This window comes from Aquitalea sp. USM4, from assembly GCF_004328945.1.
GTDB classification, from domain to species: Bacteria; Pseudomonadota; Gammaproteobacteria; order Burkholderiales; family Chromobacteriaceae; genus Aquitalea; species Aquitalea pelogenes.
The window spans coordinates 21,409-36,543 of sequence record NZ_CP029540.1 but is presented as its reverse complement, the minus strand read 5'-3'; the positions used below and the strand labels follow the sequence as shown (position 1 = coordinate 36,543).

At 58.1% G+C, this 15,135-nt stretch carries 21 protein-coding genes and 3 tRNA genes; all 24 read left to right on the top strand.

Going from position 1 to position 15,135, the window contains the following annotated elements; translation table 11 throughout:
• The first annotated feature begins 1 nt into the window (after window position 1).
• The 24 genes from DKK66_RS19980 (at window position 2) to DKK66_RS19885 (ending at window position 15,113) form a co-directional block, all read left to right on the top strand.
• Window positions 2-433 (top strand): recombination protein NinB, encoded by a 432-nt coding sequence (locus DKK66_RS19980; protein WP_131361215.1) that lies wholly within the window; start codon window positions 2-4, stop codon window positions 431-433.
• On the top strand, window positions 430-579 hold the full coding sequence (locus tag DKK66_RS20280; RefSeq protein ID WP_165494256.1) for a hypothetical protein: 150 nt from the start codon (window positions 430-432) through the stop codon (window positions 577-579). Before DKK66_RS19980 ends, DKK66_RS20280 begins: the two co-directional genes overlap by 4 nt.
• A 9-nt stretch (window positions 580-588) precedes the next feature.
• Window positions 589-975, top strand: coding sequence for a nuclease domain-containing protein (locus DKK66_RS20615; protein WP_131361213.1), 387 nt, complete (start codon window positions 589-591; stop codon window positions 973-975).
• A gap of 220 nt (window positions 976-1,195) precedes the next feature.
• Window positions 1,196-1,384 (top strand): hypothetical protein, encoded by a 189-nt coding sequence (locus DKK66_RS19970; protein WP_131361211.1) that lies wholly within the window; start codon window positions 1,196-1,198, stop codon window positions 1,382-1,384.
• Between the two features lie 470 nt (window positions 1,385-1,854).
• Window positions 1,855-2,928, top strand: a complete 1,074-nt coding sequence (locus DKK66_RS19965) for a hypothetical protein (RefSeq protein ID WP_131361209.1) — start codon at window positions 1,855-1,857, stop codon at window positions 2,926-2,928.
• The gene (locus DKK66_RS19960) at window positions 2,925-3,242 is read left to right on the top strand and encodes a hypothetical protein (protein ID WP_131361207.1); all 318 of its coding nucleotides are present in this window, start codon (window positions 2,925-2,927) and stop codon (window positions 3,240-3,242) included. Before DKK66_RS19965 ends, DKK66_RS19960 begins: the two co-directional genes overlap by 4 nt.
• 24 nt (window positions 3,243-3,266) lie before the next feature.
• A complete protein-coding gene (locus tag DKK66_RS19955; RefSeq protein WP_131361205.1) occupies window positions 3,267-3,761 on the top strand; it encodes a hypothetical protein in 495 nt (164 codons plus the stop codon).
• A 318-nt stretch (window positions 3,762-4,079) separates the two neighbouring features.
• Window positions 4,080-4,155 (top strand) — tRNA-Thr (locus tag DKK66_RS19950).
• Between the two features lie 7 nt (window positions 4,156-4,162).
• Window positions 4,163-4,238, top strand: a tRNA-Ala gene (locus DKK66_RS19945).
• A 1-nt stretch (window position 4,239) separates the two neighbouring features.
• Window positions 4,240-4,316: transfer RNA gene (locus DKK66_RS19940), tRNA-Asn, on the top strand.
• A gap of 376 nt (window positions 4,317-4,692) precedes the next feature.
• Window positions 4,693-4,869: a hypothetical protein gene (locus DKK66_RS20275; RefSeq protein ID WP_165494255.1), complete on the top strand. Its 177-nt coding sequence runs from the start codon at window positions 4,693-4,695 to the stop codon at window positions 4,867-4,869.
• Window positions 4,860-5,249, top strand: a complete 390-nt coding sequence (locus DKK66_RS19935) for a hypothetical protein (RefSeq protein WP_131361203.1) — start codon at window positions 4,860-4,862, stop codon at window positions 5,247-5,249. Before DKK66_RS20275 ends, DKK66_RS19935 begins: the two co-directional genes overlap by 10 nt.
• A 73-nt stretch (window positions 5,250-5,322) precedes the next feature.
• Window positions 5,323-6,081, top strand: a complete 759-nt coding sequence (locus DKK66_RS19930) for a terminase small subunit (protein WP_131361201.1) — start codon at window positions 5,323-5,325, stop codon at window positions 6,079-6,081.
• A complete protein-coding gene (locus DKK66_RS19925) occupies window positions 6,068-7,342 on the top strand; it encodes a terminase large subunit domain-containing protein (protein WP_131361199.1) in 1,275 nt (424 codons plus the stop codon). Before DKK66_RS19930 ends, DKK66_RS19925 begins: the two co-directional genes overlap by 14 nt.
• Before the next feature lie 10 nt (window positions 7,343-7,352).
• Window positions 7,353-8,729 carry a DUF4055 domain-containing protein gene (locus DKK66_RS19920; protein ID WP_242673636.1) on the top strand — a complete coding sequence of 459 codons (1,377 nt, stop codon included), beginning with the start codon at window positions 7,353-7,355 and terminating at the stop codon, window positions 8,727-8,729.
• Window positions 8,730-8,823: 94 nt separating this feature from the next.
• Window positions 8,824-9,576 carry a DUF6651 domain-containing protein gene (locus tag DKK66_RS19915; protein WP_131361197.1) on the top strand — a complete coding sequence of 251 codons (753 nt, stop codon included), beginning with the start codon at window positions 8,824-8,826 and terminating at the stop codon, window positions 9,574-9,576.
• A gap of 66 nt (window positions 9,577-9,642) precedes the next feature.
• Complete coding sequence (locus DKK66_RS19910; RefSeq protein WP_131361195.1) at window positions 9,643-10,794, top strand: P22 phage major capsid protein family protein; 1,152 nt, start codon at window positions 9,643-9,645, stop codon at window positions 10,792-10,794.
• Window positions 10,795-10,839: 45 nt separating this feature from the next.
• On the top strand, window positions 10,840-11,001 hold the full coding sequence (locus tag DKK66_RS20270) for a hypothetical protein (protein ID WP_165494254.1): 162 nt from the start codon (window positions 10,840-10,842) through the stop codon (window positions 10,999-11,001).
• 2 nt (window positions 11,002-11,003) lie between these two features.
• Entirely contained in the window at window positions 11,004-11,402 is a 399-nt protein-coding gene (locus DKK66_RS19905; protein WP_131361193.1) for a hypothetical protein, read from the top strand.
• Window positions 11,403-12,041 (top strand): hypothetical protein, encoded by a 639-nt coding sequence (locus DKK66_RS19900; protein WP_131361191.1) that lies wholly within the window; start codon window positions 11,403-11,405, stop codon window positions 12,039-12,041. It abuts the gene before it with no gap.
• 1 nt (window position 12,042) lies between these two features.
• Window positions 12,043-12,861, top strand: a complete 819-nt coding sequence (locus tag DKK66_RS19895; RefSeq protein WP_131361189.1) for a hypothetical protein — start codon at window positions 12,043-12,045, stop codon at window positions 12,859-12,861.
• Window positions 12,862-12,869: 8 nt separating this feature from the next.
• Window positions 12,870-13,016, top strand: a complete 147-nt coding sequence (locus DKK66_RS20265) for a hypothetical protein (RefSeq protein WP_165494253.1) — start codon at window positions 12,870-12,872, stop codon at window positions 13,014-13,016.
• A 60-nt stretch (window positions 13,017-13,076) separates the two neighbouring features.
• On the top strand, window positions 13,077-14,636 hold the full coding sequence (locus tag DKK66_RS19890) for a phage tail protein (protein WP_131361187.1): 1,560 nt from the start codon (window positions 13,077-13,079) through the stop codon (window positions 14,634-14,636).
• 51 nt (window positions 14,637-14,687) lie between these two features.
• Window positions 14,688-15,113 (top strand): hypothetical protein, encoded by a 426-nt coding sequence (locus DKK66_RS19885; RefSeq protein ID WP_131361185.1) that lies wholly within the window; start codon window positions 14,688-14,690, stop codon window positions 15,111-15,113.
• Window positions 15,114-15,135: the final 22 nt, after the last annotated feature.

The window sequence follows — 15,135 nt, the reverse complement described above, 5'->3', positions numbered from 1 at the left end:
GATGACCAACACCTACGCAATCCCTAATTCCGCCAGTCTCCGCACCGAAATGCTCAAAGTATGGGAAGCCGTCAAGGCCCTGGTCGATGGTGAGCAAGAAGCGGTGCAAGTGGTCATCAAAAAGATGAGCAAGCGCAGCGCCGAGGCCAATGCGCTGATGTGGGTACGCTTGCACGAGCTGTCCGAGCAGACCGACTGGCACGGCATCAAGCTGTCGCCGGATGAGTGGAAGGATCTGCTGTCTGCAGGCCTGGTGAAATCCAAGGTCGTACCGAACATCGAGGGCAACGGCTTTGTGATCCTGGGCCAGCGCACGAGCAAGTTCACCGTGAAGCAGATGAACGAGCTGATTGAGCTGATCCACGCCTTTGGTACTGAGCGTGGCGTCCGTTTCAGCGCAGACCAGCGCATGTTGGGAGGGAAGGCGGCATGAAAGACCTATTCGCCATTGTGATTGGCATCTTGCCCTGCCTCAGCTGCCTGGCGGCTTCCATCTACCTGGCTGTGAAGGAGAAGAAGGGCTGGGGCTGGTTCCTGTTCTTGGCTCTGTTGTTCGTGCCATCGATTCACATTGCGTAAGGGGGCGAAATGGAAAGCAAAACCACCCGCAGCCCCAAGACGGTGCCGCTGCCTGGCTCTACTGCCGGGACTGGCAAGCGCACATCCAGCCGCATCGAATCGTCGGCCATCCGCGACAGCGCCAAGGGCGAGGCCTGCACCTTCCAGATCGTCGGCGTGTGCAATGGCCGCACCGATACGACCGTGCTGTGCCATTTGCCTGACGAGTCACACGGCATCAGCCGCAAGGCCGATGACCTGAGTGCCGCATATGGGTGTGCAGCGTGTCATGACGTGATTGATGGCCGTGCGCCTCATGCGTGGCAGCCGGGGGAGAAGGACTTTTATATGCGTAGGGCGATGGTCCGCACCTTGCGCATTCTGATCAACAAGGGACTGGTAAAGGTGGCGGCGTGAAGCACGGCATATGGATAGGCCGCATCCCCGATGGCCAGAGAATCGCGTGGGCACTTATGCCATTCATCGGGCGACATGGTCTTGCACACCACTGGAAACGACTTGACGACGGCAGCACGCGCTCTGCTTGCGGCCTGATTGCCAGAGAAAACCATGCAGTCGGGCTGATTCAGGCTGAAGGCGCGGACCGCTGCAAGCGTTGTGAAAAGAAGGAGTGGAAATGATCGCAGGAATGACTTGGAAGCAAACCTTGGCCTATCTGGCTGTATCCATTCCGGCAGGCATGATTTTGGACTGGTCCGTGCCGCAGCCACAGCCATTTGAGCTGACTCACTTTCTGGCAACGACCGTTGCTGTGGCGCTGATGCAGGCTGCCGGGGCCATCTTCTACTCGAAAGGATGGAAATGAACACGGCAATCGTGGTCTGCGCATTTGTTGGGGCGGTCGTCCTTGTTTTCTTGATGCTGATGTTCCTTTGGATGCTTGTGATATGGCCTCTTGCCTACGCGATCAGCATGAATGCTTTCCTCGTTGTCTGCGTAATCAAAAAAGGCACATGGAGGAAAGCAAAGTGGCATCTGCTTCCGCGGGACGTGTGGCGCGACTTCCTGGAGGGGATGTTTAGCCCTGCATCAGAACTTAGAAACGATGTCGGCACATGGTATGGGATATTCCGCTGGGAATTTTACCGGTAATGGAATGGCAAAAAGTCGCCTCTGACGCCTGGGCCTGGCGGGGCTACAGGATAACAGCAGAGGCGCATGGGGAAGGCTGGCGATACCGGGCCTTCTCTCCGGAAGGGGCGTTTTTGGCGGTGGGAGGCGGCGAGGCGGCTGCTTTCCGCGAGATATGTGAGAACCACGCGAAAGGGCGTTAGCGTGCAAAAGGTGACAGACGAGCGGTTTATTGCGGCGTACAACAATACCCGCAAAGGCTTGCGCATGATCGCGCAAGAGTTGGGCATGAATTACCGGGCGGTGATTCGTCGGGCAGACCGCATGCGTAATGCTGGCATACCGCTAGTAGATCGCAAGGCGGCATACATCGAATCTCTCAAGGGCGACGTAGAGATTGCAGAGCCGGTAAGTGGCGACCGGCCGATTGAAGAAGTGGTGCGGCTGGCCATGGAGCACAGCGACCGGCAGTTGGCAGCAGCAAAGGCGGCGTCGCTGGTGGATGTGAAAATCAACATCGACGGCCCGTTTGCCATCGTCGGCCTGCCTGACCCGCACCTGGACAATCCAGGCACGGATCTGCGCCGTGCCATGACCCATGCCGAGCTGATACGAGACACTGAGGGCGTCTATGCAATCTGTGTTGGCGATATCCTGGACAACTTCCATGCTGTGCGTCCGCTGCACCATGCCCGCAACGAGCATGTCGTGACAGTAAATGAAGCATACCGGCTGCAAGAACACTGGCTGACCATCCTTGCGCCAAAACTGGTCGGCGTGTCATCCGGCAACCACGACGACTGGAGTACGCGAAGCGGCGCAGACCCACTGTCCTACGCTATGCGCCAGCTGAACAAATCAGGCATATACGGACAATCGCAGGTCCGCGTCCGCCTGAAAGTGTCCGGAGCGTCCTTCATTCACCTGATCCGCCACACCTTCCCTGGCTCGTCGGTCTACAACAGTGGTCACGGCGTCCTGAAATGGGCCTTGCAGCAATGGCAGGGTGAGGATGTGATGTGGGGCGGACACATCCACAGTTCAGCCATCCAGCAGATTACCAAGCCGGTGCTAGGCGGGGATAAGGTCGTCACCCTGATGCAGCTGGGCGCGTACAAGAAGGTTGATCACTACGCCCTGGAGCGCGGCTTCCGAATCAACACCCCGCACGATGCCGCCATGGTGGTGCACGACCCATCAACCGGCGAGACATTCCCGTTTGCCAGCATCGAGCGCGGCATTGAGTTTCTGTCCTACTTGCGGAGAAAGGCGGCATGACCGGCCGCATGGCAAGGAACAAGGGAGCAGCTGGAGAGCGAGAGTTCTGCAAGCTGCTGTCGGCAGAACTTGGGATGGAGATAAAGCGCAAACTTGGGCAGGCCCGCGACTCTGGAGACGACGCCCAAGTTGGGAAATTCCGGTTTGAGGTGAAGCGCCGTGAGCGGCTGGAGGTAATGAAATGGTGTGAGCAGGTAGAGGAAGCGGCAGGGGCGGGCGAGGTTCCTGTCGTGGCATTCCGGCAAAACGGCGAAGAATGGCGAGTCGTTTTGAAGCTGAGTGATTTTCTCCCGCTGATGCGCGGCGAACTGTAAGACAAAGGGGCATGGGCGATGTACGTGAATGAAGAAGAAGCAATCCGTAAATGTTTTGAGACGTTGGAGCGCAACGGCTTGAAGATCGCCACCTATGGCGAGAACGTACCGGCAACCGGCAGCAAGCTGACCATCGGCGAGCACCACGTCAACGCGGCATGGGTGGTGAAGTGGATCATGGAGCTTCCAGCCCACCAAGGCCTTGTCCTTCGATTGAAATACGGCTGCGACGCAGAAATGCACCGCCTGGTAGCGCAGGACTTGGCCTCGTTCGTGGTGATGGAAGTTGGCCGGGCCAACATCAACAAGGCGCAGGCCTATTTCATCCTGTCCATGTGGGCGCGCAAAGAAGGAAGCCATGGGGAATATATCGACGCTTTCGATGTAAGCGCAGATTCGGCAACGCGCCACGTTCGCAAGGTATATGACATTGTGGAACGGTGGCGGCGCGAGGGGATCGCAGCACTTTATCCACGTCTTATCACCCTGATCGACGAAAATGTGAAAGTTGCCGCTTGACATCAAGTGCGGAGTATTCGATACTAAACATGTAGTCTGCAATAACTACGTTCAAGGCTGATTGATTCGATTTGTCGATAGGTTGGCCTTGTAGTGTTGGCATGTAAACCATTCCTGTCGTGGGCTAGCAATGTGCCCCTGTGCAGCTAGCATCTGTCCCGGCATCAGCGACTGATGAGGCTCTAACGAAGCCGAAACCAATAGGTCTCGCGGAGTTCCCACTGCCGGGGAATAACGGGGAACCAGGGGGCACGCCAAAAGTGGTTTTAATGCCAACAATCCAAAAGCCTCACGCTAACCCGTGGGGCTTTTTCTTTTGCCGCGTTAGCTCAGCTGGAAGAGCACTTGCCTTGTAACCAAGGGGTCGTTGGTTCGATTCCGACACGCGGCACCAGTTGTACGGGTCTATAGCTCAATTGGGAGAGCGCCCGCCCTGCAAGCGGGAGGTTTCCGGTTCGATCCCGGATAGATCCACCATTGTCTAGTAGCTCAGTTGGTAGTAGCAGGTGACTGTTAATCACCCGGTCGCAGGTTCGATCCCTGCCTAGACAGCCAGAATCGCCAGCCGATTGCCGCCGACACCTACACAGACGTAGCGGCTAGCCTGGCACTGGGGACGACGGCTCTCCCCGCTGTTGAGCAACTCCAGCGCAAACCGTCACCCATTCACAGCCTCGCACATGCGGGGCTTTTTCTTTTTGGACTGTCCCATGCGAATGAACGGCACACATCACGTACTGGAGGCTATGCCGTTCCGCACCGGCCAGGTATTGCAGATGCCCAGTGGAGAGTATGCCCGCTTGCTTCGGTACAACGAGCACTCCGTATCACTGCGCTACTTTAGCGACGAGGACGGCCAGCCAACCCTTATGACGCGGGCGGCGTTCCAGGGGATGGTTAGCCAGATCCAGCCCGCAAACGAAGGATGACCATGAGCCTCTACGGAATATTGGTAGACACCCCAACCCACGACGCGCTTGATCACCCCGTACAGCGCATTGTCGAAGCAGCCAACGAAGCCAAGGCCGACGTGACTGACCCGGATGACTTCCTGAACGGTGTGAAGGCGTGCGGGCTGAGCGAGGAGGGATGCGAGTCATGTCAATAAAGCAACTAGCCGCAAGCATTGGCATCATTGCCGCCTATTCGGTTCTTCTATACGTCGATGCTGAGTGGGCAGCTCCAGCAGCGTTGTTTATTGCGCTTACCCTTGTGACAGCCACCATATTGATCGACATGATCCTGCTGTTTGCCTTGGGAAATCTGGAAATTCAGAAGATGCAAGATTTTCTGATTGAGTTTCACCTTGGCAAGCCAAGTGCCTTCATCAGGCTACTGGGCCAAGCATCCGGCGTGCTGCTGGTAGTGGTGCTTATCAAGCATGGCATGCCAATTTGGGCGGTCATCTATGTCATTGCATGGCTTATCAGTCATGTGGTGTTCGCCGTTGGATACGATGTTGGCGAGAAGCTGGCAAGTGCGCAGTAGCCAAATGCAAGGCCGTCCGATGGGCGGCTTTTTGTTTGACCACTCATAACGCCCAGGGAGGCGAGATGCCTCTATGGCAAACCTATCACCGAGACAGCAGGCTTTTGTAGAGGCCTATCTTGGCGAGGCATCACTGAATGCGACTGAGGCATACAAGGCCGCTGGCTACAAAATCGCCAATGACAACGTTGCTGCGGTCGAGGGAGCGCGCCTCCTAAGAAATCCTAAGATCACCAAGGCCATCGCCGAGCGTAGAAAAACGCTTTCAGAGAGCACTGATATAACCCCTGAAAAGGTGCTTGCTCTGTGGTGGGCGAGGGCGAACGTCAATGTGAACGAGATCGTCGAGTACCGCCGCGACAACTGCCGCTACTGCTGGGGCGAGGGACATGCGTACCAGTGGACGCAAGGTGAGTATGAGCAAGCCCAGCGCGAAGCTGATGCAAACGGCACAGACAGTCCTGACGCCGCTGGAGGATTTGGCTTCATTGCCACCCGCGAACCTAACCCTGAGTGCCCTGAATGCGCTGGGGAAGGTAAGGGCAAGGTTCATGTCCACGATACCCGCCGACTCAAGGGCGCTGCCCGGCAAATGTACCGTGGGGTGCATCAGGGCAAGGATGGCCTCAAGGCGCTGGTGGGAGACCCTGACAGGGCGCTGGAGCAGGTGACCAAGATTCTCGGCATGTACGAAAGCAAGGAAGACAAAGAGCGCAAGCGACTGGAGAACGAGCGACTGCGCAACGAAATGAAGACTGATGACGCACCGGCCACGCCAGTAAAAGTCGTGGTCGAGGTAAAGGACGCAAGGAAACGAGATGCCGACGCTTAATGTGCCGCAATCACAGTTCCTTGCAATGGAGCACAAGTTCCGTGCCTATGTTGCTGGCTTCGGTTCCGGCAAGACCTGGGTAGGCTGCGGCGGCCTTATGCAGCACTTTTGGGAGTTCCCCGGCATCAATGCCGGTTACTTTGCCCCAACATACGCCCAGATCCGCGACATCTTCTATCCGACGGTGGAGGAGGTGGCGGCCGACTGGGGCTTGCGCGTCAATATCAACGAGTCGAACAAAGAGGTCCACGTCTACGAGGGGCGGAAGTATCGCGGCACTACCATCTGCCGGTCGATGGAAAAGCCTGAAACCATCGTGGGTTTCAAGATTGGCAAGGCCTTGTGCGACGAGTTGGACGTGCTGAAAGCCGACAAGGCGACGAATGCATGGCGCAAGATCATTGCCCGGATGCGGTACAAGGTGGACAACCTGAAAAACGGCGTGGACGTGACGACGACGCCAGAAGGCTTCAAGTTCGTTTATGACCAGTTCGTCAAGCAGGTGGCCGAAAAGCCAGAGCTTTCCACGCTATATGGCTTGATCCAGGCGTCCACGTTCGACAATGAGCTGAATCTGCCGAGCGACTATATCCCGTCGCTGATTCAGTCATATCCGCCTCAGCTGATACTGGCGTACCTGAATGGCCAGTTCTGTAACCTAACCAGCGGCTCTGTTTATCCGTGCTTTGACCGCAAGGCCAGTCACACCAACGACGAAATCCGCGAAGGCGACCCGCTGCACATCGGCATGGACTTCAACGTGCTGAAAATGGCCGCCGTGGTCTATGTGATGCGTGACGGCAACCCGCATGCCGTAGCGGAGCTTACCGACGTGCGCGACACGCCAGAGATGGCCCGCATGATCACTGAGCGGTACAAGGCGAAGGGCCATGCCATCACGATCTACCCTGACGCCAGTGGCCAGAACACGTCCAGCAAGTCGGCGTCCGAGTCGGATATCAGCATCTTGAAGCAGGCCGGTTTTACCATTCACGTGACCGGAGCAAATCCGGCTGTGAAAGATCGCGTGCTAGCCACCAATGCCATGCTGCTGAACGGCGATGGTGTGCGCCGCATGAAGGTCAACACCCGCAACTGCCCCAAGTTCACCGAAGGGCTGGAGCAGCAGGCCTACGACAAGAACGGCGAGCCGGACAAGTCCAGTGGCGTGGATCACGTCAACGACGCTGGCACATACCCCATTGTCCGCCTGTTCCCTATCGTCAAGCGCCAGACGCGCCAAGTCAATGTAGCTTTCTGAGAATACCCATATGGATGACAACGCAGTACGCAAAACGTCAGCCGCTGTCGATGCCATGTCTATTTCGTGGCCAACTGTCGAGGCGCTGCAAGGTGGCACAGCCGCAATGCGATCCGCCAACAAGAAGTTCCTGCCGCAGTTCCCCGGCGAGACAGACGACGCATACAAGGCGCGGCTTAATACGGCCACACTGTTTCCTGCTTTCTCCCGCACTGTTGAGGTGCTGTCTGCCAAGCCATTCTCGCGCCAGATCACGCTGGATGAAGAGGTGAACGAGCAGCTGCATGAGTGGTGCGAGGACGTGGACATGCAGGGGCAGAACCTGCACAACTTCATCGCAGGGATTGCCACCCTGGCGCTGTCGCATGGCATTGCCGGTGTGCTGGTGGACTACCCCAAAGCTTTGGGCGTAAGCACGAAGGCAGAAGAGAAAGCCAAAGGACTGCGGCCATACATGGTGGCAATCCACCCGTCCAGCGTGCTGGGATGGCGCAGCAAGACAGAAGGCGGCGAAACGTACCTCACCCAGCTGCGACTGCTGGAAACGGTCGTGGAAGAAGATGGCGATTTTGGCGAGAAAGCCATTGAGCAAGTGCGCGTGCTGCTGCTTGGCTCTTATCAGGTTTGGCGAAAGAACGACAAGGAAAAATGGGTGCTGTACGAGGAAGGCCCCACATCCTTCTCGCGCATACCTTACGTCCCTTTCTACGCCAGACGCCTCGGCTTCATGGTTGGCGCTTCGCCGCTGGCTGAGCTTGCCTATCTGAACGTCAAGCACTGGCAGTCGCAATCTGACCAGGACAACATCCTTCACGTTGCTCGCGTCCCGATCCTGTTCGGCAAGATGCTGGGCAATGATGCCATCAAAATTGGTGGGTCTCAGGCCACTCTTTCTGACCATAAAGATGCCGATCTGCGCTTTGTCGAGCATACCGGCGCTGCCATCGAAAGCGGGCGCAACTCTTTGCTGGATCTGGAAGATCAGATGCGGCAGATCGGCGCGGAACTGCTGGTGATCAAGCCAGGCAACACGTCAAAGAGCCAGACGCTGGCCGATGACCAGGCTGGGATGTGCACCCTGCAGCGCTACGTCGAGGGCTGGGAAAACTCGGTTGATGAAGTGCTGGATCTGATGTGCGAAGTGGCCAAGATCGACGCAGAGGGCGGCCACGTCAACATCTACAAAGACTTCGGCGTCACCAACCTGACGGAAGCCTCCTTGCAGCTGCTGCGCGAGATGAACGTAGACGGCACGCTGTCTGACGAAACCTTGTTTAGGGAAGGTCAGCGGCGCGGCATCATTCACCCAGACACCAACTGGACGGAAGAGTCCGAGCGCATCAAGGCCAACAGGCCTAAGCCAGGCACCGTACAAGTATCTGATTAACCAAGCCACCTTCGGGTGGCTTTTTTTATGCCCAGACGCCGGATGGCAGAGGGCGCACGGACTGGATAGTCCATAGCTCAGGCAGGAAAGCCAAATGAAACTGAAACTCGATGAAAACGGGAATGTAGTTGTTGTTGATGGCAAGCCGGTTTACGTGCACGACGACGGTAAAGAATACCCGTTCGACGCTGCCGCAACCGTGCAGAAGATCAGTCAGCTTAACGGCGAGGCAAAAGGCCACCGTGAGCGCGCAGAGCAGGCAGAACAGGCGCTGAAGGCGTTTGAAGGCATCGAGAATGCCGCCGACGCACGCAAGGCCCTGGAAGTCGTCCGCAACCTTGACGCCAAAAAACTGGTGGATGCCGGTGAGGTTGAAAAGGTCAAGGCAGAAGCAATCAAGGCACTGGAAGAGAAGTACGCCCCAGTGCTGAAAGAGCGCGACACCCTGCAAGCACAGCTGATCAATGAAGTGGTGGGCGGCAACTTTGCCCGCTCAAAGTTCATTGCAGAAAACATGACCCTTCCTCCTGACATTGTGCAGGCCACTTTCGGCAATGCATTCAAGGTTGAGGACGGCAAGGTTGTGGCCTACGACAACGGCAACAAGATTTACAGCCGACTCAATCCGGGCGAAGTCGCCGGGTTTGACGAAGCGCTCTCCACGATCATCGACCGTTATCCCCATCGCGACCAAATCCTCAAGAGCAGCGGCGCATCCGGCTCCGGCGCTCAGGGCGGAGGCGGTCAAGGCTCCAAGAGCAAATCCATGAATCGTCAGTCCTTTGAGGGCATGTCTGCCGGTGAGCAGATGGCTTTCGTCAAAGGCGGCGGTGAAATCACTGATTAACCACCCCGCACAGCAAACAGACCCCGCACTCGCGGGGTTTTTTCGTTTCTGGGCTAAGGAAATAAATTGGCCAATACCCTGACCTCTCTCGTACCTGACCTGTACGAAGCCCTGGACATCGTATCCCGCGAGATGGTGGGTTTCATCCCGTCCGTCACCCTGGATACCAGCGCCGACCGTGCCGCTCTGAATCAGAGCGTCCGCATCCCGATCACTCCTGCCGCTGCTGCTGAGGACGTGTCTCCCGGCCAGCTGCCGCCGGATGATGGCGATCAATCGATTGCCAACAACGTGTTGACCATCAGCAAGTCCCGCATGGTTCCGTTCCGCTGGACTGGTGAAGAACAGCGCGGCGTGAATACCGGTCCCGGCTACCGCAACATTCGCCGCGACCAGATCGCGCAGGCAATCCGCACGCTGGTAAACGAAATCGAAACCAACGTTGGCGCTTCGGTTGTGCTGAACGCGTCCCGTGCTACCGGCACTGCTGGCACCACCCCGTTTGCATCGGGCCTGAACGACACTGCGCTGCTGCGTAAGATTCTGATGGACAACGGTGCTCCGCTGGCCGACCTGCAATGCGTGATCGACACCTCGGCAGGTGCAAGCCTGCGCGGCAATACCCAGCTGACCAAGGCAAATGAAGCCGGCACGACCGAACTGCGCGCCCAAGGCAAGCTGCTGGATCTGCACGGCTTCACCCTGCGCGAATCCGCTGGCGTATCCAGTGGCGCTACCGTCGGCACCGTGACCGGCACCGTGACCGCTTCCGGTGCGAAGGGCGCTACCAGCGTCACCCTGACCACTGCGTCTGGCGCTGGCGTAGCGCTGCTGGCGGGCGACATCCTGACCTTCGGCGACGGTATCAAGTACGTGGTTGCATCCGCCGTCACCATCGGCGCATCCACTACCGGCACCGTTGTGCTGAACGCGCCGGGCCTGATGAAAACCGTTTCCGGTGGCGCTGTTGCCATCGTTGGCGCATCCACCCGCAACATCGGTTTCAGCCGCTCTGCCATCGTGTTGGCCACTCGCGCCCCGGCATTGCCGGAAGAAGGCGACATGGCCGACGACCGAATGCTGATTACCGACCCGGTATCTGGCATGACCTTCGAGTTTGCCATGTACAAGCAATACCGCCGTGTTCGCTACGAAGTTTCCCTGGCTTATGGCTGGGCAAACATCAAGCCTGCACACACCGCGCTGCTGCTGGGCTAAGACAAAAGCGGCCACGGTTTCGGCTGTGGCCGCACTGGAGAACACATGGACTTGATCACGATTTTCAAGGTTGGCGAAGAAAAGCTACGCATTCATCCGGATGCACTGGAAGAGCACGAAAAGCTTGGCTGGCAGGCTGTGCCCGACGACGAACCGGAAAAGCCGAAGCGCAAGGCAAAAGCTGAGCCAGCTGAAGGCGAGGCCTGATCATGGCGCTCACCGCTCAGCAACTGGCAGACACCCGGCGCTTCGCTGGCTACCCCATGCTGGGCGACTCGGTGGCTGATGACAGTCGAGACATGGCTTATGGCTGGGTTTCGCCTGGCGTGTGGCAGACGCTGCAGCATCGCTTGACGAACATGCGGCCGGAAGAGGAGGCAATCCTCACAACCACTTTTCTGACGCCGCTGGCAGACCTTGAGGCCGCGATTGTTGCTGCTGGTGACAACCTGGACACCGACGCCGCCGCCGTATGGACGCGCAACAAGAGCGAAGTATCCGACCGCACCAAGTTGTTCAACGACACTCGCCGCCGCATGTGCGCGTTTATCGGTATCGCGCCGGGGCCATTCCTTGGTCAAGGGGGCGGTTCGATTGTGAGGTGCTAGATGGACGGGACAAAACTGCAGCTCAAGGTTTACTCCGGTTACGGAAAAGCGGCCAAGCGTATTGGCTTCCCGTATCAGCAATTCAGGCCGACATCTGCCAACAATCCACTAGCCACTACTGCGCTCCAGTCGCTGTATTGCAGCTTCACAACCAATTTTCGCTACGACCAGCCGAACAAATACGGACAGGCCACATGGCTTGGCATATTTGACGGCACAAATGTTGATCCGGGTGATTTCCTGGTTGGTCATCAAGGCACGTACTTTGTCGCTGCCATGCAGGACACGCTGCCGATCTACTGCGTCCAATGCAATCGCACCATCAGCGTGCTGCGCGTGACGATTGCCGATCAGGTAGGCGCGATAGGTGAGGGTGGCGACGCGCAAGAAGTCGAAGTGGCCATGATGACGGGCTGGCCGGCTAGCATCTTGCAAGGCACGAAGGGCGAGCAGAATGACGCCAAATTGCCTAGCGACGTGCGGACGCCATGGTGGAGCATCCTTTTCCCTGACTATCCTGGCGTAATCCTGCGCACCAGCGACGTGATCCGCGACGACATCGGCCGGAAGTACATCATTTCCAGTGCAGAACTGACCGACATGGGCTGGCGCATCACCGCCATGCAAGCGCAGGTGTGATATGGCAGACATTTCAGACGTTCAATCGCAACTGGTGGCGGAAATCGCGGCCATTGTGTACCCGAATGGCACCTCTCAGCCGTCAATCGCGGCTATTCCGGTCAAAGTTTACCCAGGCTGGCCGGTGGCGAACGTGCTTGATGCCGATCTGGCCGCTGGGAAAGTGCATATCAGCGTCTACCCGCTGCCAACGGAGCGCAAAACAACGCGCCATGTAGGCCGCAGCTGGATTCCCATCACAAACCCGGTGCATTCCGTCGCAATGACGGTCAGCGGCAACACGGTCACGCTGTCCGGAACGCCAGCGGCGCAAAACCTTCTGCTGCAGGTGAACGGCACTGACTACATCTACACGATGCAGCCGGGAAACAGTCTCACAGCTGCAGCCACTGCCCTTGCAAGCCTGATTCCAGGCGCTTCCAGTGCTGGCGCGGTGATTGCCATTGCTGGAGCGTACAGCATTGTGGCGCGCGTTGGCGGCTTCGGGGCGGCAATCAAGGAAACGAAGCGGCAAGAAAAGGAAGTTCAGATCACCATCTGGTCATCCTCGCCATCTGCCCGCGCAGCAATCGCTGGGCCAATCGACTCTGCGCTTTCAGACAGCACGACCATCCTGTTTTCTGATGGCTCCGTCGGAATCATCCGGTACGCAAGGACATTCCAATCCGACCAGTCGGAAAAATCCGGCCTGTACCGGCGCGACCTTGTCTACTGCATCGACTACGCCACGACACAGACCATGCAGGCTACGGAAGTAATCGCACCTGTCGTCAACATTGCCAGCGCAACCGGGCTGGCCATCAAAACTCGCAACTACTGAGGACTGCCATGGCAGAACAAGCACCGGCCTATGTGCTGGTGGTCAAGCATGCCTTTGCTGACTACCAGATTGGCCAAGAAATCAAAGAGCCTGACGAAGTCGCCGCCGTTCTGGCCGGTGAAAACGCCAGCAACGTGCTCAAGCGCCTAGCCTAAGCCCAATCGACTCAACAAGAACCCGCCCCTGTGGCGGGTTTTTTCATTTGGAGGACAGCCATGCCCATTTACCCGGCAGGCAGCCTGAACACGGCAGCGCTGACAGCTCCGGACTTGTACGTCCAGATCCAGCCGCCGAAAACCCGATACATCAATGGCGTTGCCACCGACATCCTCGGCATTGTGGGCGTGGCATCGTGGGGCGCAGTCGGCAGTGCAATGCTGATCGGCATCCCGCAGGATGCGGCGCAGAAGATCGGCAACCAGCAAGTGCGCAAGTATGACCTCGCCTCTGCCGTCGCTATTTCCATCCAGCTTGGCGCATCCAACATTCGCGCCGTGCGGGTGACGGATGGCACCGATACCGCTGCGTCATCCACCCTGAAAGACACCGCCGCTGCAACTGGCGTCACGCTGACCGCGTTCTACACCGGCACGCTTGGCAACTCGCTGTCGGCCACGCTGACCGCTGGCACGGCCAATAGCTCCTGGAAGCTGACGGTATCGTTGCCTGGCGTTGCGCCGGAAGTGTTCGACAACATCACCGGCACTGGCTCCACGCTGTGGGCCAACATCGTCAGCGCTGTGAACCTGGGGCAATCCGGCATTCGCGGCCCGTCGCAGCTGGTCATCGCCACGGTTGGCGCATCGAGCGCAGCACCGCAGCAAACCAGCGGGGCGCAGACCATAAGCTTTACCGGTGGCACCGACGGCACCACGACCATTACCGATGCCGTACTGATCGGTGTGGATGGCGCAGGCGCAACCCGCAAGGGCATGTACGCACTGCGCGGCACTGGCGTGCAAACCGTCAATCTGGTTGATCTGACCGATTCGACCCAGTGGCCGACCATGGTCACCTTCGGCTTGTCCGAAGGCTGCTACATGATCACCCAAGGCCCGGCAGGAGCTTCGTACTCCACGGTATCAACCTCGCTGAATACCGCAGGCTGCGACAGCTACGCACTCAAAGTGCTGGTTGGTGACTGGGAGTACTGGTACGACCAGGTGAATGGTCAACAGCGCATGATGGCCCCGGCCACGTTCTCGGCTGCCAAGATCGCCGCACTGGCTCCGCACCAGTCGCCGCTGAACAAGCCGCTGACCAATGTGGTGAGCACACAGCGCGTGTTGTCTCAGCAGCCGTACAGCTTGAGCGAGATCGGCGCGATCAACACCGCTCGGCTGGATGTCATCACCAATCCATGCCCGGGTGGCAATTACTACGGCCATCGCTCCGGCCTGAACTGCTCCAGCAATCCGACCACGAACGGCGACAACTACACGCGGATGACCAACTTCATCTCGCTGACGTTGGCTGCCTCGTTCGGCTATGTGGTTGGCCAGCTGCACACCACTGAGCTGCGTCGCCAGACCAAATCGACCATCGAAAGCTTCCTGCAGGCGCTGGTAGCGCAAGGGATGATCGGCGACCCCAACGGTGGCCCGGCATTCTCGGTGCAGATCGATGCCGCCAACAATCCGGACAGTCGCGTGGCCTTGGGCTACATGCAGGCCGACGTGCAGGTGAAATACCTGTCCGTGGTCCGCTACTTCCTGATCAATCTGGAAGCTGGCCAGTCCGTGACCATTACCGTGGCCAACAACCCGCGCTCCTAAGAGCTGAACCCAAGCCCCTCCACGTGAGGGGCTTTTTCATTGGAGATACGCATGCAAGGTGGATACAACACCGGCAAGGACGTGGCGCTGGACATCAACGGTCCCAACGGCCCGATCCGCATCAGCAAAATCATGAGCTTCGACTCGAAGCCCAAGACCACGTCGCAAGAAATCACCCCGCTGAACGGCCAGACCGACGAGCTGCTGATACCGAAGGGCTGGACCGGCTCGTTCGAGGTGGAGCGCACTGACGCCACGCTGGATACCTGGTGGGCGCAGTTTGAAAGCGACTACTACAACGGCGTACCGCAGGCTGCTGCAACCATTACCGAAACCATTTCGGAAACCGACGGCAGCGTTTCTGTTTTCCGCTACACCAACGTGATCATGAAGCTGGAAGATGCTGGCAAGAAGGAAGGTGACAAGACCATTCGCATGTCCGTCAGCTTCACCGCCCGCCGCCGCATCAAGGTTTAACCACTTCGGCGCGGCAACGGGG